Here is a 22,752-nt window from a genome sequence, read left to right as displayed (position 1 = left end):
CCGCCAGTTTGTTTCTAAATGCAGCACTATAGCGAAGCCGCAAGACCAAAGCGAGAGGCCAACCAGCGGCCCTGCACCGCTGCAGTGCCAAATGAAGGAGCGCCTAAAGAGGCACATCGCGCCCTTAGAACTCCAGGTTGTCAATCAAGCGCGTGCTGCCCAGCCGGGCTGCGCCCAGGGCGACCAGCGGGGTGTCGGCCAGTTGCTCTGCAGCCGGGCTTTGCAGGCTGTCGCGCAGGCGCACCGTCAGGTAGTCGGTCTGCCAGCCCAGGGCATTGAGGGCTTGGGTGGTTTGCGCCTCCAGCACCGGCAGGGGCTGCTGGCCTTGGCGGGCCGCTTGCGCCAGGCTGTGCAGGGCGGCGGACAGGGCGCGGGCTTGCTCCAGCTGCTCGGCGCTTAAGTAGCCGTTGCGTGAACTCAGGGCCAAACCGCCTTCAGCGCGGGCGATTTCGGCCCCGACGATGGTGATCGGCAACGCCAGCTGCTGCACCATGCGTTCAATGACCAGGCGCTGCTGGTAATCCTTTTTGCCAAACACCGCTGTGCCGCCGCCGGTGGTGCCAAAGACGGCGTTAAACAGCTTGAGCACCACGGTGCAGACCCCGGTGAAAAAGCCAGGGCGAAAGTGCCCTTCCAGAATGTCGGCCAGCGCCGGGTCGGGGTGGACGGTGAACGTCTGCGGCTGGGGGTACAGATCGCTTTCTTTGGGGGCGAAAACGATGTCGCAGCCTTGGGCTTCTAATTGCGCACAATCGGCCTGCAGCGTGCGTGGGTAGCTATCAAAATCTTCATGCGGTAAAAACTGCAGGCGATTGACAAAGATGCTGGCCACCAGCACTTCGCCAAGCGGTTTGGCTTGGCGCACCAGGGCCATGTGCCCCGCGTGCAAATTGCCCATGGTGGGCACAAAGGCGGGGCGGCCACGCCCAGCCAGGGCGCTGCGCAGATCGGCAATGGTATGAACGACTTGCATGATTCAATGGCAATAAAAAGCGTAAACAAAAAGCTTAAACAATGAGCTTGCTGCGCAGATGAATAAAGGGTTTCAGCCTTGATTGGCCTTGAAACGCTTTATTTCAAAGCGGTAACAGCTATTGATAAAGAGTAGATCAAGCGGTGATCAAGACGTGATTTACCAGGCGTGCAGCGTGTTGTCCGGAAAGCTTCCGTCCTTTACCGCGCGCACGTAAGCGGCCATGGCCTCTTTGATGCTGCCGGTCTCCTGCATGAAATTGCGCACAAATTTGGGCATCTTGCCCAGGTTCATGCCCAGCATGTCGTGCAGTACCAGCACCTGGCCGGCGGTGCCGTTGCCCGCGCCAATGCCGATGGTGTGGCAGTGCGTCAGCTCCTCGGTGAGGCGGGCCGACAGCTCGGCCGGCACCATCTCCAGCACCAGCATGGACGCGCCCATGTCTTGCAGCTGCAGCGCATGGCGGCGCAATTGGGCCGCGCCTTCATCGCCCCGGCCCTGCACGCGGTAGCCGCCCAGGGCATGCACGGTTTGCGGGGTCAGGCCCAGGTGGGCGCACACGGGGATGCCGCGCTCCACCAAAAAGCGCACGATCGGGGCGGTCCAGCCACCACCCTCCAGTTTGACCATGTGCGCCCCGGCCTGCATCAGCACCGTGGCGCTGCGCATGGCCTGTTCGGCCGATTCTTGGTAGCTGCCGTAGGGCAAGTCGGCCACCACCCAGGCGGTACCCTGAGCGCGGCGCAGTCCCCGGGCCACGCTGGCGGTGTGGTAGGCCATGGTCTCCAGGCTCACGCCCACGGTGCTGGGCAGGCCTTGGCAGACCATGCCCAGCGAATCGCCCACCAAAATCGTCTCCACCCCGGCCGCATCGGCCACGGCGGCAAAGGTGGCATCGTAGGCGGTGAGCATGGTGATTTTTTCCCCGGCTGCGCGCAGCTGCGCCAGGCGCGGCAGGCTGATGGGCTTGCGCTGGGGCAAGGGGGAGGCAGGCGGAATGGTGCCGTAAGGGGTGCCAGCAGCGGCGGTGTCAGCGGACATGGGAAAGTTCTCTCTTGGAGGGGCTGCAAAAAGAAAAGCCGCAAGTCTATGCCCATGCACCGCCTTGTGCCAACACGGGTGTGGATTGGCACCTGGCCCACACCGTGCTGGGCATTGTCCGCAAGGGCCATACCTTTTTGGAATACCGCTATGCTTGGCGCCCTTCAAGCCCCCCTTGAAACCCCCCTTTCGAGACAACGCAACGTGGGTTTCCCCATCCACCTACCCTGTATGACTTTTGACAACATTGCTGCCCAGGCACAAGACGATGTGCGCCGCGCCTTGGCCGAAGACGTGGGCAGCGGCGACCTGACCGCCGCCCTGGTGCCCGCCAACCAACGCATCCGCGCCCACATTCTGGCGCGCGAAGCGGCGGTGATTTGTGGTGCTCCCTGGGCCGAAGCCGCGCTGCGGGCGCTGGACCCCCAGGTGCAATTGACCTGGCATGTGGCCGAGGGCCAGCGCTGCGCCCCCGACCAGGTGGTGCTGGAGATCGAGGGCGATGCCCGCGCCCTGCTCACGGCCGAACGCACGGCGCTGAACTTTTTGCAACTGCTCTCGGGCGTGGCCAGCAAAACGGCCGAATATGTCGATGCCGTACAAGGCACCAAGGCGGCGATTGTGGATACGCGCAAAACCCTGCCCGGCCTGCGCATCGCGCAAAAGTACGCCGTCAAAATCGGCGGCGGGGTAAACCACCGCATTGGCCTGTACGACGCGGTGCTGATCAAAGAAAACCACATTGCCGCCGCCGGTGGCATTGCCCCGGTGCTGCGCGAAGCGGAAAAAGTCGCCGGTCAGGCCCGTTTTATTGAAATTGAAGTCGAAACCCTGGCCCAGCTGCACGAGGCGCTGGAGGCGGGGGCCAAGATGGTGCTGCTGGACAATATGCCCCTGGCCGACTTGCGCCAGGCCGTCGCCATCAACGCCGGGCGGGCGATTTTGGAAATCTCCGGCGGTGTCACGTTTGAAAGCTTGCGCGCCTTGGCTGAGACCGGGGTCGATCGCATCTCCATTGGCGTTTTGACCAAGGATGTCAAAGCCACCGACTTTTCCATGCGCATGCAGGAGCTGTAATGACCAAAGCTGTGAATGTTATTGACGTTGAATACGAGCAACCCGAGCAAGAAGGCGCTGTTTGCGCCACCAAATACGCCTGGGCGCGCGTGCCGCCTGAGCCCAGCCAGGCCGAGCGCGGGGCGCTGAAAGACAAAATCCGCCGCCTGCTGAAAGAGAAAAACGCCGTCATGGTGTCGCACTACTACGTGCATCCCGATTTGCAGGACTTGGCCGAAGAAACCGGCGGCATCGTCAGCGACAGCCTAGAGATGGCCCGCTTTGGCCGCGACCACGCGGCGCAAACCTTGGTGGTCAGCGGCGTGCGCTTTATGGGCGAGACGGCCAAAATCCTCTCGCCCGAAAAAACCGTGCTCATGCCCGACCTGGATGCCACCTGCTCGCTCGATTTGGGTTGCCCGGTGGATGAATTCAGTGCTTTTTGCGACCAGCACCCCGATCGCACCGTGGTGGTGTACGCCAACACCAGCGCCGCCGTCAAAGCGCGGGCCGATTGGCTGGTCACCTCCAGCTGCGCCCTGGAGATCGTCAGCGCCCTCAAAGACAAGGGCCACAAAATCCTTTGGGCCCCCGATCGCCATCTGGGTGGCTACATCCAGCAGCAAACCGGCGCGGACATGCTGTTTTGGAACGGGGCCTGCATCGTCCACGATGAATTCAAGGCGCTGGAGCTGGAGCTGCTGAAAAAAGAGCACCCACACGCCAAAATCCTTGTCCACCCGGAAAGCCCGGCCGAAGTCGTCGCCCTGGCCGATGCCGTGGGCTCGACCAGCGCCATCTTGAAAGCCGCGCAAACCCTGGATGCCAGCGAATTTATCGTTGCCACCGACAAGGGCATGATGCACAAGCTGCGCCAGCTCAACCCCGGCAAAACCTTCTACGAAGCGCCCACCGCCGGCAACAGCGCCACCTGCAAAAGCTGCGCCCACTGCCCCTGGATGGCCATGAACGGCCTGGCCGGCGTGGCCCATGTACTGGAGACGGGGGCCAATGCCGTCCACGTTGATCCGGCCCTGATCCCCCGTGCCCGCCTGCCCATTGACCGCATGCTGGCATTTACCGCCGGGCTGAAAAACGGCCAATCCCCTGGGGCCTTGGTGCCGCATTTTGGCGCGGCATGAGGCCACTTCAGGCACCAAATAAGCGCGGTTAGCTATCAAAAATAACAAAAGGCAAGGTGGATACCTTGCCTTTTTTAATGGCTGCTAGCGCTCAATCTACAAGATTTTTACTATGTTTTAGCAGTGAAAGCCTTGTTTTATAAGCGCAAGCAGCTCCTTTATTGTTCATAGGCCACCTGGTTGCGGCCCTGTGTCTTGGCCAGGTACAGCTGGGCATCAGCCTGCGCTTGCAGGGCCTGGGCGCTGCTGGTCTGCGGCCCCAGGGTGGCAACGCCGATGCTGGCCGTCACGTGCCCATAGGGGGATTGGGCGTGGGCCAGGCCCAGGGCAGCCACGGCAGCGCGAATGGCCTCGGCAATCTGCACGGCCTGGGCCAGCGGGGTATCGGGCAGCAGGCAGACAAACTCTTCCCCGCCGTAGCGGGCCGCCAGATCGCTGGCCCGGGCAGCGTGCTGCTGCAAGACCTGGGCCACCGCACACAGGTAGTCGTCCCCCGTGGCATGGCCGTAGTGGTCATTCACGGCTTTGAAAAAATCCAAGTCCAGCATCAGCAGGCTCAACGGGCTGCCGCTGCGCTGGCTGCGGGCGTACTCTTGCGCCAGCACCTGGTCGTACCGGCGGCGGTTGGCCAGATGGGTCAGGGCATCGGTTTGGCTAACGCGCTCCAGCTGCGCATTGACGGCTTGCAAGGCGTGCTGTTGGGTGCGGATTTGTTGGTTGCTGCGCGCCAGTTGGCGAGTCAGGCGGCTGTAATAGCGCAACGCCAACAAGGCCACTATGGCAAGCAAGGCCGCACCGATGCTGGCCGCCTGCCATGCGCTGCGTTGCTGGCGCTGGGCCAAATAGCGCTCAATGAGCTGGTGCTCGCCTTGCGCATGGGCTTGCAGCGAGGCGCTGGTGTCCAGTGCCTGCACATAGCGGCCCATCACCTGGGCCAGGGTGCGGTGCGCGTCACTTTGCCCCAGGTAAAAGCCATAGCTGCGCGGGTATTCTTTGAGCGCATGGATGATCTCCAGGTCAAACAGCTCGTAGTGGTAGCGCTGCTCCTGATAAAAATCGCGGCTAAAGACGGCAATGTCAATCTGCCCATCGCGCAGGGCATCAAACAAACCACCCGCCGAAAACGACTCGCGAAAGCGCAGCAGCTGCGGGATGCTTTGCTGCAAGATCGGCTCCAGCGCCACACCAGCGACCACCCCCACCCGGTAGCGGGCCAAGTCTGCGGTACTCGCCACCTCCTGCATTTGCCCTTTGCGGGCAATGGCCACGTAGTGGCTTTGGTACAGCGGCGCGGTGAAATGCCCGCGCTGGCTGCGCTCGGGCGTGGGACTGAGGGGCAAGAAAATATCGGCCTGTCCGTTTTGCACCAGGGCTATTTTTTCCAGCACTTTGAGATGCTGGGCGCTTTCGATATGAAAGCGCAGCCCCAATTGCGCACTGATAAAGCACAGGGCATCAATGCCCAAGCCGCTGTAGCGGTCATGGGCCTGGTCGTACAGGGCCAAAGGCGGGGTGCCCACGGCAACCACGCGCAGCGGCTGGGGCAGTTGCTGCAACGCGGCCTGCTCCTGCGCCGTGACGACCACGGGCTGGCGCAGCTGCACCCGCGCCGGCTGCGGGCACTCGGTGGCGGCGTGGGCACAGGCGCAGCACAGCCCCAGGGCTGGCAGCCACCGACGCATAAGCAAAAAAATAAACAACCCCTGCGTATCAAAGCATTTGCGTGGGCACTTTGTGGCGCAGCTCGACCTGCTGGTTTTTTTCGTTCACAAACACCAGTTGGGGCTGGTGGCTGGCCACTTTTTCTTCGGCCACCTGGGCAAAGCTGGCAATGATGAGCAAATCGCCCGTGCAGGCACGGCGGGCGGCCGAGCCGTTCACCGAGATCATGCCGCTGCCGCGCTCGCCCTTGATGGCATAGGTGACAAAGCGCTCGCCGTTATCAACGTTCCAGATGTGAATCTGTTCGTTTTCCATGATGTTGGCGGCATCCATCAGGTCTTCGTCAATGGCGCACGAGCCTTCGTAGTGCAGCTCGCAGTGCGTGGTTTTGACGCGGTGGATTTTCGATTTGAGCAGGGTGCGGTACATGGTGTCTCTCGTAAAAAACGCGAAGTCTATGCAGGTTTTCACGAATTTGTCACATACCGTCCGTGTAATAGCCGCAGCCTCCGGGCTATTGCATAGATAGCTATTTCATTAAACCAATACCGTAGTGAAGACTGTATGAAAACCACACTTTTTGCCCTTGCTGCCCTCACCGCCACCGGCGGCGCTTTGGCCCAAAGCTCCAGCGTTACCCTTTTTGGGGTGGTGGATGCCTCTGTCGCCCATGTTTCTACCAAGGATGGCTCTGTCACCGGCCTGGCCAATAGTGGCAACGCCAGCAGCCGCCTCGGGTTTCGCGGTGTGGAAGACCTGGGCAACGGTCTGAAAGCCAGTTTCTGGCTGGAAGGGGGCATCAACGTGGACGATGGGGGCTCGGGCTTCAAGTTCGACCGCCGCTCCACCATCGGCCTGCTGGGCAACTTCGGCGAAGTGCGCCTGGGCCGCGACAAAACCCCCACTTACCAAAACCTGGAAACCTTCCACGCCTTTGGCGATTGGGGCATGGGCGCAATCAATGGGCACAACCTGATCAGCAGCTCCGCCGCCGGCACCATCGAGGGGAGCAACCCCAAGCGCTACTCCAACAGCATCAGCTACCTGCTGCCCAAAATGAACGGTTTCTACGGCCAGGCCAGCTATGCTTTTGGCGAAAAAGTCAAGGGCAATAGCAACAGCCTGTCCAGCAGCATGGGGGTGCGCCTGGGCTATGGCAACGGCCCGCTGAACGTGGCGCTGGGCTACGACACCACCAAGGGCGGCACCGCGGCCGACACCATCAACTACAAGACTTTCAACCTGGGCGCGTCCTACAACTTCGGCATGCTCACACCCATGGTGCTGATTGCCTCAGAGCGCGGCAACAACCAGCGCGTCGATTTGTACAGCGTGGGCGTGAAAGCGCCCGTCGGCCCGGGCGAAGTGCGGGCCGCCGTGTCTTGGTACAAAGACAAAAAGCGCAACGAGCGCGACTCGGTGCGCCTGGCCCTGGGCTATGGCTACAAACTGTCCAAACGCACCGAGCTGTACGCCACCGTGGCCCACATGAGCAACGACGACAACGCCACCCGCAAGCTGGGCACCTCCCTGACGCACACCGTGGCAGCGGGCAAAAACGCCACCGGTTACGAGCTGGGCCTGCGCCACAACTTCTAACCCCCTCATCGCGGCGCTGGGTGCCGCAACGCTTTTATTCCTTTTGACAGAGGAGGCGGCTGCGAAATATTTTTCGCAGCCGTTTTTTTGGTGGTTTTGCGGTATCGGGGTTGCGCTTGCGTGCAGGGAGTGAGTAGGCGCTGGAGTACTGCATCAGATCCGCGAAAGGATTGCTGGGTTTAGTAGTTGGCACCTTTCGGCCAGAAGCAGCCTTTCGAACATTGCTCGTCAAGAGCGATATCAAAATTTTTAGGCTTGTCTAAAAACTACGACAACGAATTTTGCTATTGAGTTGTTTACTCATACAGTATTAGACGAACCAGACATGCACATCGCTTGTCTTCTAAATCTAGTGGAATAGCTATAAATGGCCGCCTCGACCTTTAAAACCAACCCCATCGACCTAATCGAGCTGCTTGAAGATTGCCACCGCGGCAAGCTGCAACTCCCGGACTTTCAACGTAGCTGGGTATGGGACGAAGATCGCATTAAAAGCCTGATTGCATCAATCTCACGTTCTTTTCCAGTCGGTGCGCTAATGGCGCTGGACACAGGCGGTGACGTGAACTTTAAACCGCGTCCGGTGGAAGGTGCCCCGGTCGAAGCAAAGAACGCGACACCGCAATCCTTGCTTCTGGACGGTCAGCAGCGCATGACCTCGCTTTATCAGGTGACGCTGCGCAACAAGGTGGTCGAGACGGTCACACCAAAAAACAAGAAGGTAAAACGTTGGTTCTACATCGATATCCGCAAGGCGCTGGACCCGATGATTGACCGGGAGGAGGCAATCGTTGGCGTGCCAGAGGACAAGATCATACGCACTGACTTCGGCCGCGACGTGAGTCTGGATCTATCTGCTCCCACCAAAGAGTACGCTGCTCTGATGTATCCGCTGACTCAAGTCTTCGACTGGGATCGCTGGCAGGACGGCTTCGATCAGCATTGGCGTGGCAACGAGCATGAAGGAGTGCGCGACACCTTCCGCGCCTTCAAACGCCAGGTGCTGGAGAACTTCAAGTCCTACCGCGTACCGGTAATTTCACTGGACCGCGCTACGTCCAAGGAGGCGGTGTGCGTAGTGTTCGAGAAGGTAAATACGGGCGGCAAAGCGCTGGACGCCTTTGAACTGGTCACGGCGATGTATGCAGCAGAGGGGCACGAGCTGCGCAAGGACTGGTATGGCAACGACGAGCACAAGGGCCGGCACCGACGCTTCGTGGACACGATGCGCCCGGCCGATTCCCAGGCAGGGATTATCGCTAATGTGAGCAATACGGACTTCTTGCAGGCGATCTCGCTGTTCTACACGCGTGACCGCCGACGAGATGCGGAACGCGCTGGCAAATCAGGCAAAGAACTTCCGGCCGTGATCGGCAATCGCCAAGCGCTGCTAAACCTGCCGCTGTCAGCATACAAGCAGTACGAAAAGCAGGTGGAGCATGGCTTCGTACAAGCGGCGAAGTTCCTGCACATGCAGCACATCTATCGCATCTTTGATCTGCCCTATCAGTCGCAGATCGTGCCGCTTGCAGCGATCCTCGCGGACATCGGCGAGGCATGGGAGCATGAGGCTAACCGTGCCAAGCTGGTTCGATGGTATTGGAATGGCGTGTTTGGTGAACTATATGGTTCGGCGGTTGAGTCTCGCATCGCCCGCGATTTTATGGAGGTGCCGCGATGGTTACAGGGTGGGCTGGAACCTTCCACAGTGACTGAAGTAATATTCCGCGCCGATCGCCTGAAGACTATGCGTATGCGCCTGTCTGCCGCCTACAAGGGCGTGAACGCACTGCTGATGAAAGAAGGCGCACAGGATTTCCGATCCGGGCAGAAGTTCGACCATACGGTGTTTTTCGGCGAGAACGTCGACATCCACCACATCTTCCCGCAGGACTGGTGCAAGAAGCAGGGAATCAAGCCTGCGATATACGACTCCATCATCAACAAGACACCTCTGTCATTTCGTACCAACCGCATTATCGGCGGCGTAGCACCTTCCGAATACCTGACTAAGTTGGAGAAGGGCGATAAGCAGACCCCGGCTATTGAGCGGAATAGATTGGACGAATACCTTCGCACACACCTGATCGACCCAACCATCTTGCGTAGCGATGACTTCGAAACCTTCATGAGAGATCGGCAGAGGCAACTGCTTGAGCTGATCGAAAAAGCGACAGGCAAGGCTGCTTACACAGGAGATGTGTCAGAAGATGGTGTAGATGTAGGGGGTGATGCAGATATGGTGGAAGCCGAGATGGTGATCACATCTTGACCGACAAGAATATCTAACCCAAGCGTTAAAAATTTGGCTGTCTGCTTTGGGTCGCTAACGGTCATAACTCCACAGTCCGATTTGACCGTTTACCCATCTCCACCACCCCACTCCCACTACTTCACCGGCGGCACCAAAATCGTCGAGGCCGCCGGGGCGGCCAGATCGGGCCAGTCGCGGCTGAAGTGCAGGCCGCGGCTTTCGTGGCGCATTTGGGCGCTGCGCACGATCAGCTCGGCCACTTGCACCAAGTTGCGCAGCTCCAGCAGGTCGCGCGTGACGTGGAAGTTGGCGTAGAACTCTTGGATTTCGCTTTGCAGCAGGGCGATGCGGTGGGCGGCCCGCTCCAGCCGCTTGTTGGTGCGCACTATGCCCACGTAGTCCCACATGAAGCGGCGCAATTCGTCCCAGTTGTGCGAGATGACCACGGCCTCGTCGGCATCGGTGACGCGGCTGTCGTCCCACATGGGCAGTGCGGGGCGGTCGGTGATGGGGGTTTCTTGGATGTGCTTGGCAGCGGCACGGGCAAACACCATGCATTCGAGCAGTGAGTTGCTGGCCAGGCGGTTGGCCCCGTGCAGGCCGGTGCAGGCGGTTTCGCCAATGGCGTACAGGTTGGCAATGTCGGTGCGCCCGCCCAGGTCGGTCAGCACGCCGCCGCAGGTGTAGTGGGCAGCGGGGACGACGGGGATGGGCTCCTGGGTGATGTCGATGCCCAGCTCGGCGCACCGCGCCAGGATGTTGGGAAAGTGCTCTTGCAAAAATTGCGGGCTTTGGTGCGAGATGTCCAGGTGCACACAATCGAGGCCGTGCTTTTTCATCTCAAAGTCAATGGCGCGGGCCACGATGTCGCGCGGGGCCAGCTCTTCGCGTGCGTCATGCTGGGGCATGAAGCGGCTGCCCCCAACGTGCGGCGGGTGCTTGAGCTGCCCGCCCTCGCCGCGCACGGCTTCGCTGATTAAAAAAGATTTTTCATTGGGGTGGTACAGGCAGGTGGGGTGAAACTGGATGAACTCCAGGTTCGCCACCCGGCACCCGGCCCGCCACGCGGCGGCGATGCCATCGCCCGTGGCGGTGTCGGGGTTGGTGGTGTAGAGGTACACCTTGCCCGCTCCGCCGGTGGCCAAGATGGTGTGCGGGGCGCGGAAGGTGATGACTTCGTCGGTGGCCCCGTCCAGCGCATACAGGCCCAGGCAGCGCTGTGGGCCGGGCAAGCCCAGTTTGCGGCTGGTGATCAGATCGACTAGGGTGTGCTGCTCCAGCAGGGTGATGTTGGGCATTTGGCGCACATGGGCAATCAGTGTTTGCTGCACGGCCGCGCCGGTGGCATCGGTAGCATGCACGATGCGCCGGGCGCTGTGGCCGCCTTCGCGCGTCAGGTGCAAGCAGCCGTCTTCCTGAGAAAAAGGCACGCCTAATTGTTGTAGCCAGGCAATGGTGTCGGGGGCGTTTTCGACCACATAGCGGGTAGAGGCCAGGTCGCACAGGCCAGCGCCTGCGGTCAGGGTGTCTTGCACGTGGGCATCAAAGCTGTCGTCCTCGGCCAGCACAGCGGCAATGCCACCCTGGGCCCAGCCGCTGGAGCCGTCTTGCAACTGGCGCTTGGTAATCACTGCCACGCGGTGTGTGGGGGCCAGCTGCAGGGCGGCGGTCAAGCCGGCCAAACCGCTGCCGACAATCAGAACGTCAAAGTCTTGGGTGGTGGTGTGTGTCATGGCTACTTTCAGTGGCTCGCCATGACCCGCGTGGGTCTGGCGGGGGGTGTTAGTTTGCTTCGACCGTTTTAAGCGCCTGCACAGGCAGGGCCGAGGAATAGGTCAAACGCAGGTAAATGGGGGCAAAGGCTTCGGCCTGGGTAATTTCCAACAAACTTTCTTTGGCCAGCTCTAGCAGGGCGATAAAGGTGACGACCAGGACGGCGCTGCCTTGCTCTGGCGCAAAAACGGCTTCAAACGGGACAAAGCGCTGGCCTTGCAGTTGTTTGAGCACACGGCTCATGTACTCGCGCACCGACAGCGCCTCGCGCGAAATGTGGTGGTGCTGCACCAGCTTGGCGCGGCGCACGATGTCGCGCCAGGCGGCTTGCAGCTCGGCAACGTCCACGTCAGGAAAGCGCTGCGGCAAGCTTTGCTCAATCAGCACCTGGGCCTGCACAAAATCGCGGCCATGGTGGGGCAAGGCGTTGATTTGCTGGGCGGCCAGTTTCATCTTTTCGTATTCGAGCAGGCGGCGCACCAGCTCGGCGCGGGGGTCGGCGGCTTCGTCCTCACCCTCTTTGGCCTTGGGCGGCAGCAGCATGCGCGATTTGATTTCAATCAGCATGGCGGCCATGAGCAGGTATTCGGCGGCCAGCTCCAGATTGCGGCTGCGGATTTCTTCCACATAGCCCAGGTACTGGTCGGTCACCTGCACCAGCGGAATGTCCAAGATGTTGAAGTTTTGCTTGCGGATCAAATACAGCAGCAAATCTAGCGGCCCCTCAAAGGCTTCCAAAAACACTTCCAGCGCATCGGGGGGGATGTACAGGTCGTGTGGAATCTTGAACAGCGGCTGCCCGTACAGACGCGCCAAAGCCACCTGGTCGGTCAGAGCAGGTGGCGCGGTGTCGGCTAAGGGAGCAATATCAGCCGCAAGCGGGCTGACGGCATCCATCACGGTCGGCAGAGGCGATGGGCAAAGGCGGCGGCAGCAAGGCCCGCTTTAGATGGGGGTGGTGCGCTTGCCCGCCGGGGTGTAGGAGTAGTACACGTAGGCCTTTTGCGCCACTTTGCCGGCGCGGTAGTCTTGCCAAACGTCGGCATCCACCTCTTTGTCCCACAGCAGGCTGCGGCCTTGCTGTTGCTGGGCATCGAGCTGGGGCTTGTCTTTTTTCAGCTGTTCAATGAAGTTGGTCGCTTCCGACGTGTAGTGGGGGCGGGCAAAAATAGACATGGCGAGGGCTTTCGCGGCAGTTGGACAAAAGGGCCGATTCTAAGGCGCAATCTTGCATTGGACGGCCTGGGCCAGCGCCTGCAGCCCCAACGCGCCGCCCGCGCTCACCGATTGCGCCAGAACATGAATTTGAGCAGCTGGTAGGCCCGCTTGCCATACGGCGGCATGAGCAGGTCCACCGTGCGCCAGCGGCTTTGCTGGAAGACGGGGCGCAGTTTGGAAAACGTTAAAAAACCTTCATAGCCGTGGTAGTGGCCCATGCCGCTGTGGCCCACGCCACCAAACGGCAGATTGTGCAGGCCCGTGTGGATCAAGCTGTCGTTGATGCTGACACCGCCCGAGAGGGTGTGGTGCAGGTAAAAATCCTGCACCGCCTTGTCATGGCTGTAGATGTACAGCGCCAGCGGGTGCTGGCGGGCGTTGATGTACTGCACAACCTCCTCGTGGCTGCGGTAGGTCAAGATGGGCAGGATGGGGCCAAAAATTTCGCGCTGCAGCACCTGCATGGCGGGGGTGGCGTTCAGCACCAGAACGGGCGGCAAAATGCGCCGTGCAGCATCGCCCGCTTGGCCTGGCAGCAGGGGGATCAGGGTTGCGCCCTGCGCTTGTGCGTCTTTCAGCATGGCCTGCAGCCGGTCGTACTGGCGCTGGTCGATGATGGCGGTGTAGTCGCCATTGAGCAGGTTGGGAAAACGCGCTGCAGCAATGCGCCGGGCGTGCTCGATAAAGGCTTGCTCGCGCCCCTCGGGCAGCAGCAGGTAGTCCACATTGGTGCAAATCTGCCCGGCATTGAGCAGCTTGGCCCACAGCAGGCGCTCGGCGGCTTGGTCCAGCGCAAAGTCCGGGGCCACGATGGCGGGGGACTTGCCCCCCAGCTCCAGCGTGACGGGGGTGAGGTGGATGGCGGCATTGGCCATCACGGCTTGGCCGGTCTGTGGCGAGCCGGTAAAAAACAAATGGTCGAAAGGCAGTTGCGTAAACAGCGGGCCCAGCGACTGCCCTGGCCCGGCATCGTCATCGGCAAAAAAGCACAGCTTGTCCGCCGGGAAATACTGCGGGCTGATGCGCTGCAGCAGCCGCGCCAGATGGCCAGAGTTTTCTGACATTTTTACCATCGCCCGGTTGCCTGCGGCAAAGGCACCAATCAGCGGCTGAAAAGCCATCGCTACAGGAAAATTCCACGGCACCACGATGCCCACCACACCCAGCGGCTGGGCAAAGGTATAAGCCCGCGCCAGCGGGTATTGCAGCATGTCCAAGCGGCGTTGTTGCGGGCGCATCCACCGCTTAAGGTGGCGCAGCGCAGCCAGCGCAGCCTCTTGGCCTTGCAGCAATTCTGTGAGCAGCGTCTCAAAGCGGCTGCGGCAACCATAGTCCTGCTGCACGGCATCGACGATGGCTGCGCGGTGCTCCACCAGCAAGCGGTGCAGCTGGCGCAGATCGGCTCGGCGCTGCTCCACGCTGGGGTTGCGCTGCTGCTGAAAGGCCGCGCGTTGCAAGGCAAAGCTGTCGCGCAAAAGCGCAGGCAAATGCGCTGGTGCCGGGGATAAAAAAGGGAGCATGGCAGTGGCTTTCAGGCTGGGCAGGCTCTGTGCGCGCCAGTGTGCTGGTGCGGATTACTCCGCAACCGTGGTGGGCGCAGCAGTCAGCTGCACCCCCCGCAAACTGCGGCTGAAAGAGGTGGCGCTGGGATTGTCCACAAACACGCATTGCTTGCCCATGCGTTTGCAAAAATCTTTCACCCGCCAATAGGCGTTGTGGCTGATGCAGCCGGTTTGGCAGATCACCAAATCGGCCGCCGCCAGCACGGCATCCAGGGCGCTGTGCTTATCGTCAATGCCGCCATCGTGGTGGGCAAACTGGCCACCGGCCTGCTCAATCACCGCGCGGTAGTTGGCCACATTGGTGTGGCGGCCCCCAACGCACACCACTTTTTTGGCGTGCAGCTGCAGGGCCGGTTCAGGCACCGGTTCAGCCGCAGCCGGGGCGGGCTGCAGGGCTTCAAGGGCTTGCTGGCGCACCAAGCGCTCGGCCTGGGCCAGGGCGTGGCGCAGTTCGGCATTTTGGGTTTGCAGCTGGTGTTGGTGCTCGGTCAGCAGGGCCAGTTTTTTCTGCAACTTGGCGACTTGGTCGTGCGCGGGCTGGGCATTTTTCAGCTGCTCAATGTCTTGCTGCAAAAACCGAATTTGCGTGGCCTGGCCAATATTGCTGGCGCGCACATGGACCAGCTCGGCATGCAGTTGCTCGATTTCGGTGGATTTTTCGTTGATCACCCGCGTGCAACGCTCTTGCACCTTGCCCAGCTCCTGGGTCAGCACCGCGTTTTCTTTGCTCAAGGCCTGGAACTGGTGCAGATCCACCCGCACCGCCGCCCCGGCCTGGTGCTGCAGCATGTGCATGTCGCGCAGCAGCACTTCTTGCAAGGCTTCGTCGCAGCGCGGATGGGTCAGCGCAGCCCAAAAAGCACCGGAAACATCGCCCAAACGCACCGCCTGCGCCCACAGCTGGGCAACGGCTTTGGCCTCTTTGGCCTGCCGAAAAGCGCGAATATGGGGGGCAAACCGCGCTTCAACATCTTTGTGCAGCAGCTCGGTCAGCCGGCTGCGCTTTGCGCATTCGGCCACCGCCCCCAGGTGGATGTCGTAGTCATCGGCCACGGGCGGATTGCCCAAGGCTTTGTGTACCAACTGGCGCAGCCGTGCCAAAGGAAAGCACACGCCTATCACCGGGCAATGGCATTGCTGGGGCAAATCCCACAAACGACGGCGGCGTGAGCCAGTGGAAGCGGTGGGCGAAGGGCTGCAAGCGGCGCACATAAACAAGCTCCAGAAAAGTTAAACAAGAACGATTCTTATTTTAAATAAGAATTACTCTCATTCAAGAAGTTTTTGCCTTGCGCCCTGCTCTGCGTGCAGCGCGGCTGTTAATCTTGCTGCTTTTTATGCAAAGGACGCGCATGTTCAACCGCTTATGGCTGGCCGCCGGGGCCATGGGGGCCGGTGTACTGGGCCTGCTGGGCTGCGACCAGCAACGCATTGATGCGCTGCACGAAGGCCTGTCCACCGAAGCCGATGTTCGCGCCCAGTTTGGCGAGCCCGTCACCATCTGGCCCGAGGCCGATGGCAGCCGCACCCTGGAATACAACCGCCAGCCCATGGGGCACCAAAACTACATGATCACCATTGGCACCGATGGCACGATGAGCGCCCTGCGCCAAGTGCTCACGCCCAGCGTTTTTGCCCAGGTGCAGGTGGGCATGGGCCAAGAGCAGGTGCGCCGCCTGCTGGGGCAACCGGCCAAACGCATGGTGTTTGAGCTCAAGCAGGAAACCGATTGGGATTGGCGCTGGATCGACCCGCCCGCGCGCGAGATGGTGTTTACCGTTACCTTTGGCCCCGATGGTCGGGTGCTGCGCTCAGGCAGCAGCGAAAAACTACCGGAAGGGCGCTGACCATGGCCTCTGCAATGACGGCGGCTTACACCTACCTGGGCATCGCGATCGTGGCCGAAGTGGTGGCCACCTCGGCCCTCAAGGCCTCGGAGGGCTTTACCCGGCCCATGCCCAGCCTGATCACGGCGGTCGGTTACGCGCTGGCGTTTTATTGCCTGTCGCACACGCTCAAAAGCATTCCCACCGGCGTGGCTTACGCCCTGTGGTCGGGCGTGGGCATTGTGCTGATTTCAGCGGTGGGCTGGCTGTGGCTGGGCCAGCGGCTGGATGCCCCGGCGCTGCTGGGCTTGGGCCTGATCATTGCCGGGGTGGTGGTGATCAATGTGTTTTCCAAAAGCATCACACATTAAATAAGAGCTGCATGCGCTTTATTTATAGCGTTTTTAGCTACTATTAACCAAATATCTTTGGTAAATAAAGCGCAAAACGCTATTATTTTTATGTCACTGCCACATATAAAAAACCGCTGCGGTGCCCCCACCCTGCTGGCGCTGGGCCATGGAATCCGCCGAACGGGTTTGCAGCGTTGGCAGCTTTAGCAGCGCTTACAGCGTTTTGAACACTGCCCGCGCCGCTTCCAGCGTGCGGTCGATATCGTCCTGGCTGTGCGCAGCGCTCATAAAGCCGGCCTCGTACAGCGCCGGGGCAAAGTACTCGCCCTGCTGCAGCATGCCGTGGAAAAACTTGTTGAAACGCGCCTGGTCGGTGGTCATCACCTGCGGGTAGTGGGTGGGCAGCTCGGGCAGGAAGAAAAAGCCAAACAAACCGCCTTGCCAATCCACACTGAAGGGGATGCCGGCTGCGTCGGCCTCTGCCTTCAAGCCCTGCATGAGCTGGCCGGTTTTCAGGTGCAACTCAGCGTGAAAGCCGGGGACGCTGATCAGCTCCAGCGTTTTGAGGCCGCAGGCGGTGGCAATTGGGTTGCCCGAGAGCGTGCCGGCCTGGTACACCCCGCCGAGGGGCGAGAGTTTTTCCATGATCTCGCGCCGTCCGCCAAAGGCCGCCAGCGGCATCCCGCCGCCAATGACCTTGCCCATGACGGTGATGTCGGGCTGAAAGCCCTCGATCTGCTGCGCGTACAGGCTTTGGGCGCTGCCCAGGGCGACGCGAAAGCCGGTCATCACCTCGTCGTAAATCATCAGCGCCCCGTGCTCTTGCGTCAGCTCGCGGATGCGGCGGGTGAACTCCACGCTGGCGCGCACAAAGTTCATGTTGCCGGCAATGGGCTCCATGATCACGCAAGCGATTTCGCTGCCCATCTTGGCAAAGGCTTCTTCCAGCTGGGCCACATCGTTGTATTCAAGGACGATGGTGTCTTTCACCACATCGGCGGGCACCCCAGCGGACGACGAGCTGCCAAAGGTGGCCAGCCCCGAGCCGGCCTTGACCAGCAGCGCATCGGCATGGCCGTGGTAGCAGCCATTGAATTTGACGATCTTGTTGCGCCCGGTAAAGCCCCGGGCCAGGCGCAGGGCGCTCATGCCCGCCTCGGTGCCAGAGCTGACCAGGCGCACCATGTCCATGCTGGGCATCAGGGCGAGGATTTTTTCGGCCAGGGCCACTTCACGCTCGGTTGGGGCACCGTAGCTAAAGCCTTCATCGACAGCGGCGTGCACGGTGGCGACCACTTGCGGGTGGCCGTGACCCAAAATCATCGGCCCCCAGCTACCGATGTAGTCGGTAAAGCGTTGGCCGTTTTTGTCCCAAAAATACGCCCCCTGGGCGCGTTCAACAAAGCGCGGCACGCCGCCAACGGCGTTGAAAGCGCGCACGGGAGAATTCACGCCGCCAGGAATGACGCGCTTGGCGCGGGCGAGCAGGTCTTGGTTCAGGTCAGTGGTATGGGTCATAGTCATGCAAGAAAAGGCCCCGCAAGGGGCAAAAAATCAACAATCTAAAGATTAAGCAGAAGGGCTTGTCGGGGCCACCGGGGCCGCTGCCGGGGCACCACTGCGGCCCGCCGGCCCTTCTTGCTCATCATCGTCGGGTTGCGCCCAAAACATGCGGTCGGGAATCAGTCGGCCCATGCCGGGGCGAAACGCGCTGCCCAGGCATTGGTCCATGTATTCCAGGGCCTCCTGGGCCGCTTGGCCAAGGTCATCGCCCACCGCCAACAGGGCCGCCAAGGCAGCAGAAAGGGTTTCCCCGGCCCCCATGAATTCAGCATCAAAGCGCTCAAATTTGCTATTGCCAATCACGGTTTCAGTGCTGGCCAGGGCATTGTCAAAAAACTCTCCCGCTTGCACCATGCCGGTGACCAACACATAGGCCACACCGCGCACTTCGGCCGCTTTGGCAATGTCACGGGGCGTGGGCATGCGCTCGCTTTCCCAATCCGGCAGCAGCCAACGCGCCAAGGTGCCGTGGTTGCCTACCAGCACCGACACCTGCGGAAGCAGCAACTCTTCAAAGGCATCCAAATACTCTTCCAGGGCATCGCCTTCTTTCCACCAGGAAAGGTCGGGCATATAGCCAATGACGGGAATGTCGGGGTAATCGCTGCACATCCCGGCAATGGCACTGACATTGGCGGTAGAACCCACAAAGCCCACCTTGATCGCTTGCACCACCATGTCTTCAAGCACCGTGCGGGCTTGGTCCATCACCAGCTCATCCTCCAGCGCAATGTGGCTGAAGATACGATTGGTATCACTGATTTGTATACAGCACGCCACACTCACAGGATAAGCTCCTACGCTGGCAATGGTGAGGCTGTCGGCCGTCAGGCCCAAGGCACCAGTGGCATCTAAGGCATTGAAACTCATGATGCAAATCGCATCATTGGTTTGATTTTCAGGGGGGTTGGGGGCGGTGGGGAGCACTGCGGGGGAAAGGTCTGCCATGGATCTGCTATGCCTCCCTTGTAAACAAGAGTCAGGGTAAAAGTCTATATAGAATCGTTGCATTCTATGTGAAGCCGTTTTAAGCTGCGCCGGGTACAGAATCTGCCTCTTTTTGAAAAAAGCCAGCAGGCAGAAAAACGATTTTTGCATGGCCTAGTGATCCAACACCAACAAAGCTTGGAAAAGTTATAACCAAAAGGAACGATCCACTTGAGTACCTCCGGTTCAACATTCAAAGTGCTGGTCATTGATGACAGCAATACAATTCGGCGCAGTGCTGAAATTTTTCTAAAGCAAGGAGGGCACGAGGTCTTGCTCGCAGAAGATGGATTTGATGCTTTAGCCAAAGTCAATGACTTTGATCCGCATCTGATTTTTTGCGACATTCTGATGCCTCGCCTGGATGGTTACCAAACCAGTGCCATTATTAAGCGCAACGCTCGATTTTCCAGCACCCCCATTATTATGCTTTCTTCAAAAGATGGTGTATTTGATAAGGCACGCGGCCGAATGGTGGGATGCGAAGAATACCTTACCAAACCTTTCACCAAAGACCAATTATTGCAAGCCGTAAAAACGTTTGGCAAAAAGACTGGTTGATTTTTTTATTTCAGGGGTAAAAAATGGCTATTAAAAATGTTTTAGTCGTGGATGATTCAAAAACAGAATTAATGTTTCTTTCCGATTTATTACAAAAGCGTGGCTTTACTGCGCGAACCGCAGAGAACGCTGAACAAGCGATGCAAGCCTTGGCGGCAAGCAAGCCCGACTTGATCCTGATGGATGTCGTAATGCCGGGCCAGAACGGTTTTCAGCTTACCCGCGCCATTGTGCGAAATCCTGATTACGCAGATATTCCAATTATTATTTGCACCAGTAAAAATCAAGAAACCGATCGCGTCTGGGGCCTGCGCCAAGGTGCCCGCGACTACATTGCCAAACCTGTCGATCCAGCCGAATTATTTGCAAAAATAACGGCCCTGAGCTGATATGGCGCTGAGAGAATCAAAGCAGTCCCTGCAAGATTTGCAGAAGCGTTTAGCGCAACGCTTGCTGGCGGCGCAAACGGATAACTCTCAAGCAGCACAATGGCTGGCCATTCAAGTTGGCAAGGTGCATTACCTGATCCCGCTGGCAGAAGCTGGTGAAATTTACCCTTGGCAGGATGTGCAGGCTGTTCCGTATGCCCAGCCATGGTTTTTAGGGGTGGCCAACGTTCGCGGCAGCTTGCTCGGGGTGATTGACTTGGCTGCGCTGCTGGGCCATGCCGTTGAACGCACACAGCAATCTTTGCGCGATACCAGCTTGCTGGTGATTAATCCTGCCTTGCAAGTGAATGCGACTTTGGTGGTCGATAAATTGCTGGGTTTACGCAATGCCGATCATTTGCAGCTGACGGCCAATACTGAAAATCAAAGGCGTTGCCTCCAAGATGCCCAAGGTCAAATTTGGCAAGAATTAAGTTTGCAGGCATTGGTTCAATCGGCAGCATTTTTGCACGTCTCTCAGTAATTTATTCGAATACACGAGGTTCTAATGTCTTTCCTTCAGAAAATGGGTGTAAAGTTTGGTAAAAATAATATACCAGATAATAAATCTGACTCGGTAGCTACCGATACGCTGCTCCAGCAAACTTTACAAAGCGTACAAAATTCCGATTTTCTGGATGCGCACGCTCTGCTGGGGCAAGACAATATTACTTTGCCTATTTTTGGTACTGGCTCTGTAAACAGTCACCAGCGCAAATTATTGGTGATTTTGGCCATCAGCGGCATGGCTTTAGTTGCTTCATTCGGCTGGGTGCTGCGCGAAAATGACCGGGCTGCACAGCAGGTGGCCGCAACCGGTCAGGCCTTGATGCAGGCCCAACGGGTTGCCAAATCAGGGACGCAGGCGCTGCTGGGGGTGCCCCATGCTTTTATTGAGTTAAAAAACAGTGTGCAGGTGTTTGCCAGCAACGCGCGCGGCTTGGCGCAAGGAGATGCGGCATTGAATTTGGTGCCCGTCAAAGAGTCTTACCAAGCCGACGTGCAGGCCATGCTAAAGCAAGCCGAAACCACCGAGAAAAATGCCAAAGCAGTTTTAAAACAAGAAGATGTGCTGATTAAAGTGGCCCAAGCCCTGCGCAATGTGAATCAGCAATCGAGTGCCTTGCTTGATCTTTCTGAAACCGTTGGCTCCTTGCTCATCCAAGACAAAATCATTCGGGAAGAAATTGAGGCCATCACCCAGATGGGCATGCTGACGCAGCGCATTGGTAAATCTGCCAATGAATTTCAGTCCATTGAAGGCGTGAACCCCGAGGCAGTTTTTCTGCTGGGCAAAGACTTAAACACCTTCCAAGAGATTGTCAAAGGCTTGCTCACTGGCAACGAAGAATTGGGCCTGCCCGGTACCGCCAATCCGCAAGCACGCCAGCAATTGACCACTTTGTTGGCGCAGTACGAAGCCACGCGCGCCGATGCGGAAACCATTTTGAGCAACCTGCAGGGCCTGGTCTCAGCCCGTGAGGCCCAAAGTGCGGTGGTGGGCGACAGTGAACCCCTGCGCGAAAAACTCGAAGCCCTGCAGCAGCGCTTGTCGGCCGATGCCGGTGTGGGGCTGGTGCAGCTGGCCGTCCTGGGTGGTCTGGCGCTGATTGTGCTGCTGTCCGGTATTGGAATTGCGCGGGTGGCACTGCTCGATAGCCGCCAGCGCCAGCAACAGGCCGAGCAGCAGCAGCGCGAAGCACGCCTGCAAGAGCAAGAGGCCAAGCGCATTAACGATGCCAACCAAGCCGCTATTTTGCGCTTGATGAACGAGTTGCAAAACCTGGCCGATGGGGACTTGACCCAGGAGGCGACCGTGACCGAAGACATCACGGGGGCCATTGCCGACTCGGTCAATTACACGGTGGAGGAGCTGCGCCTGCTGGTCGGCAGCGTGCAAAAAACGGCTTCGCAGGTGGTCGATACCACCACCCAGGTGGACAACACATCCGCCCAGCTGTTGGCGATCTCTACCGAGCAGCTGCGCGAGATTCGTGCCACAGGCCAAGCAATTTTGGACATGGCCCAGCGCATTACCGAGGTTTCCGCGCAAGCCCAATCCTCGGCCGAGGTGGCCAACCAATCCCTGCTCTCGGCGGAGCAAGGGCAAAAAGCCGTGCAGGACACGATTGGCGGTATGAATGCCATTCGTGACCAAATGCAGGAAACGTCCAAACGGATTAAACGCCTGGGTGAATCGTCCCAAGAGATTGGTGAAATTACCGAGCTGATTTCGGACATTACGGAGCAGACCAACGTGTTGGCGCTGAACGCTGCCATCCAAGCCGCCTCGGCAGGCGAGGCCGGACGGGGCTTCTCGGTGGTGGCCGAAGAGGTGCAACGCCTGGCGGAACGCTCTGGCGAAGCAACGCGCCAAATTGCCACCTTGGTGCGCACCATTCAAACCGATACCCAAGACACCGTGGCCGCAATGGAGCGCGCCACCTTGGGGGTGGTCGAAGGGGCCCGACTGTCTGACTCAGCGGGTGCCGCTTTGGCCGAAATTCACAGTGTTTCGCGCCGCTTGGCGCAGCTGATTGACGAAATTTCCAAAACCACGCAGCACGAAGCCAGTCTGGCCAACGAGGTGGCCGACGACATTCAACATATTTTTGTGGTGACAGAGCAAACCGGAGAGGGCACGCGCAGCACTGCCGAGCAAGTGCGCGAACTGGCCCGCATGGCGCAAGAGCTGCGCCAGTCGGTGACACGTTTCCGAATTGCATAACAACTGCGAGCGCTTGGCTACCGCTG

Annotated in this window: 21 protein-coding genes; 10 read left to right on the top strand and 11 right to left on the bottom strand. The window is 59.4% G+C overall.

Annotation, left to right across the window (positions count from 1 at the left end; translation table 11 throughout):
- Positions 1 to 124: 124 nt before the first annotated feature.
- Both panC and panB read right to left on the bottom strand, forming a co-directional pair.
- Positions 125 to 973 (bottom strand): pantoate--beta-alanine ligase, encoded by an 849-nt coding sequence (panC, locus tag ACFO24_RS03010; protein WP_207574872.1) that lies wholly within the window; start codon positions 971 to 973, stop codon positions 125 to 127.
- A 159-nt stretch (positions 974 to 1,132) separates the two neighbouring features.
- Positions 1,133 to 2,014, bottom strand: a complete 882-nt coding sequence (gene panB / locus ACFO24_RS03005; protein ID WP_377736728.1) for a 3-methyl-2-oxobutanoate hydroxymethyltransferase — start codon at positions 2,012 to 2,014, stop codon at positions 1,133 to 1,135.
- A gap of 231 nt (positions 2,015 to 2,245) precedes the next feature.
- Here panB and nadC point away from each other — a divergent pair, with 231 nt between their 5' ends.
- Together nadC and nadA are read left to right on the top strand one after the other, a co-directional pair.
- A complete protein-coding gene (gene nadC / locus ACFO24_RS03000) occupies positions 2,246 to 3,091 on the top strand; it encodes a carboxylating nicotinate-nucleotide diphosphorylase (RefSeq protein WP_377736727.1) in 846 nt (281 codons plus the stop codon).
- A complete protein-coding gene (gene nadA, locus ACFO24_RS02995; protein WP_377736726.1) occupies positions 3,091 to 4,212 on the top strand; it encodes a quinolinate synthase NadA in 1,122 nt (373 codons plus the stop codon). Before nadC ends, nadA begins: the two co-directional genes overlap by 1 nt.
- Before the next feature lie 158 nt (positions 4,213 to 4,370).
- Here the strand turns inward: nadA and ACFO24_RS02990 are convergent, their stop codons facing one another.
- Both ACFO24_RS02990 and panD read right to left on the bottom strand, forming a co-directional pair.
- The gene (locus ACFO24_RS02990; protein ID WP_377736725.1) at positions 4,371 to 5,894 is read right to left on the bottom strand and encodes a transporter substrate-binding domain-containing diguanylate cyclase; all 1,524 of its coding nucleotides are present in this window, start codon (positions 5,892 to 5,894) and stop codon (positions 4,371 to 4,373) included.
- Positions 5,895 to 5,922: 28 nt separating this feature from the next.
- On the bottom strand, positions 5,923 to 6,303 hold the full coding sequence (gene panD, locus ACFO24_RS02985; RefSeq protein ID WP_207574877.1) for an aspartate 1-decarboxylase: 381 nt from the start codon (positions 6,301 to 6,303) through the stop codon (positions 5,923 to 5,925).
- A gap of 135 nt (positions 6,304 to 6,438) precedes the next feature.
- Here panD and ACFO24_RS02980 point away from each other — a divergent pair, with 135 nt between their 5' ends.
- Positions 6,439 to 7,473, top strand: a complete 1,035-nt coding sequence (locus tag ACFO24_RS02980; protein ID WP_377736723.1) for a porin — start codon at positions 6,439 to 6,441, stop codon at positions 7,471 to 7,473.
- A gap of 367 nt (positions 7,474 to 7,840) precedes the next feature.
- Complete coding sequence (locus tag ACFO24_RS02975; RefSeq protein ID WP_377736722.1) at positions 7,841 to 9,745, top strand: GmrSD restriction endonuclease domain-containing protein; 1,905 nt, start codon at positions 7,841 to 7,843, stop codon at positions 9,743 to 9,745.
- 116 nt (positions 9,746 to 9,861) lie between these two features.
- Here the strand turns inward: ACFO24_RS02975 and nadB are convergent, their stop codons facing one another.
- From nadB to ACFO24_RS02950, 5 genes are all read right to left on the bottom strand, one after another.
- The gene (gene nadB, locus ACFO24_RS02970) at positions 9,862 to 11,460 is read right to left on the bottom strand and encodes an L-aspartate oxidase (protein WP_377736721.1); all 1,599 of its coding nucleotides are present in this window, start codon (positions 11,458 to 11,460) and stop codon (positions 9,862 to 9,864) included.
- 49 nt (positions 11,461 to 11,509) lie between these two features.
- Entirely contained in the window at positions 11,510 to 12,397 is an 888-nt protein-coding gene (locus ACFO24_RS02965; protein WP_207574881.1) for a segregation and condensation protein A, read from the bottom strand.
- Between the two features lie 48 nt (positions 12,398 to 12,445).
- A complete protein-coding gene (locus ACFO24_RS02960; RefSeq protein WP_377736719.1) occupies positions 12,446 to 12,676 on the bottom strand; it encodes a DUF3460 family protein in 231 nt (76 codons plus the stop codon).
- A 104-nt stretch (positions 12,677 to 12,780) separates the two neighbouring features.
- Complete coding sequence (locus tag ACFO24_RS02955) at positions 12,781 to 14,238, bottom strand: coniferyl aldehyde dehydrogenase (RefSeq protein ID WP_377736718.1); 1,458 nt, start codon at positions 14,236 to 14,238, stop codon at positions 12,781 to 12,783.
- Positions 14,239 to 14,292: 54 nt separating this feature from the next.
- Positions 14,293 to 15,492, bottom strand: coding sequence for a DUF2325 domain-containing protein (locus tag ACFO24_RS02950; RefSeq protein WP_377736717.1), 1,200 nt, complete (start codon positions 15,490 to 15,492; stop codon positions 14,293 to 14,295).
- Between the two features lie 140 nt (positions 15,493 to 15,632).
- Here ACFO24_RS02950 and bamE point away from each other — a divergent pair, with 140 nt between their 5' ends.
- Together bamE and ACFO24_RS02940 are read left to right on the top strand one after the other, a co-directional pair.
- Positions 15,633 to 16,127 (top strand): outer membrane protein assembly factor BamE domain-containing protein, encoded by a 495-nt coding sequence (gene bamE, locus ACFO24_RS02945; protein WP_377736716.1) that lies wholly within the window; start codon positions 15,633 to 15,635, stop codon positions 16,125 to 16,127.
- 14 nt (positions 16,128 to 16,141) lie between these two features.
- Positions 16,142 to 16,477 (top strand): SMR family transporter, encoded by a 336-nt coding sequence (locus tag ACFO24_RS02940; protein ID WP_377736770.1) that lies wholly within the window; start codon positions 16,142 to 16,144, stop codon positions 16,475 to 16,477.
- A 195-nt stretch (positions 16,478 to 16,672) separates the two neighbouring features.
- Here the strand turns inward: ACFO24_RS02940 and hemL are convergent, their stop codons facing one another.
- Together hemL and thiD are read right to left on the bottom strand one after the other, a co-directional pair.
- Positions 16,673 to 17,977, bottom strand: a complete 1,305-nt coding sequence (gene hemL / locus ACFO24_RS02935) for a glutamate-1-semialdehyde 2,1-aminomutase (protein ID WP_377736714.1) — start codon at positions 17,975 to 17,977, stop codon at positions 16,673 to 16,675.
- A gap of 51 nt (positions 17,978 to 18,028) precedes the next feature.
- Entirely contained in the window at positions 18,029 to 18,970 is a 942-nt protein-coding gene (gene thiD / locus ACFO24_RS02930) for a bifunctional hydroxymethylpyrimidine kinase/phosphomethylpyrimidine kinase (RefSeq protein ID WP_377736713.1), read from the bottom strand.
- A 210-nt stretch (positions 18,971 to 19,180) separates the two neighbouring features.
- Here thiD and ACFO24_RS02925 point away from each other — a divergent pair, with 210 nt between their 5' ends.
- From ACFO24_RS02925 to ACFO24_RS02910, 4 genes are read left to right on the top strand one after another with little or no spacing between them, the layout of a single operon-like run.
- Positions 19,181 to 19,570 (top strand): response regulator, encoded by a 390-nt coding sequence (locus ACFO24_RS02925; RefSeq protein WP_207576129.1) that lies wholly within the window; start codon positions 19,181 to 19,183, stop codon positions 19,568 to 19,570.
- Positions 19,571 to 19,593: 23 nt separating this feature from the next.
- On the top strand, positions 19,594 to 19,959 hold the full coding sequence (locus tag ACFO24_RS02920; protein ID WP_377736711.1) for a response regulator: 366 nt from the start codon (positions 19,594 to 19,596) through the stop codon (positions 19,957 to 19,959).
- A 37-nt stretch (positions 19,960 to 19,996) separates the two neighbouring features.
- Positions 19,997 to 20,482, top strand: a complete 486-nt coding sequence (locus tag ACFO24_RS02915) for a chemotaxis protein CheW (protein ID WP_377736709.1) — start codon at positions 19,997 to 19,999, stop codon at positions 20,480 to 20,482.
- A gap of 24 nt (positions 20,483 to 20,506) precedes the next feature.
- On the top strand, positions 20,507 to 22,726 hold the full coding sequence (locus ACFO24_RS02910) for a methyl-accepting chemotaxis protein (protein ID WP_377736707.1): 2,220 nt from the start codon (positions 20,507 to 20,509) through the stop codon (positions 22,724 to 22,726).
- The last annotated feature ends 26 nt before the right edge of the window (positions 22,727 to 22,752 follow it).

Origin of the sequence: Comamonas denitrificans, from assembly GCF_042654745.1 — a bacterium.
Taxonomy (GTDB): domain Bacteria; phylum Pseudomonadota; class Gammaproteobacteria; order Burkholderiales; family Burkholderiaceae_C; genus Comamonas; species Comamonas denitrificans.
This window is presented reverse-complemented; position numbering and strand designations above follow the sequence as displayed.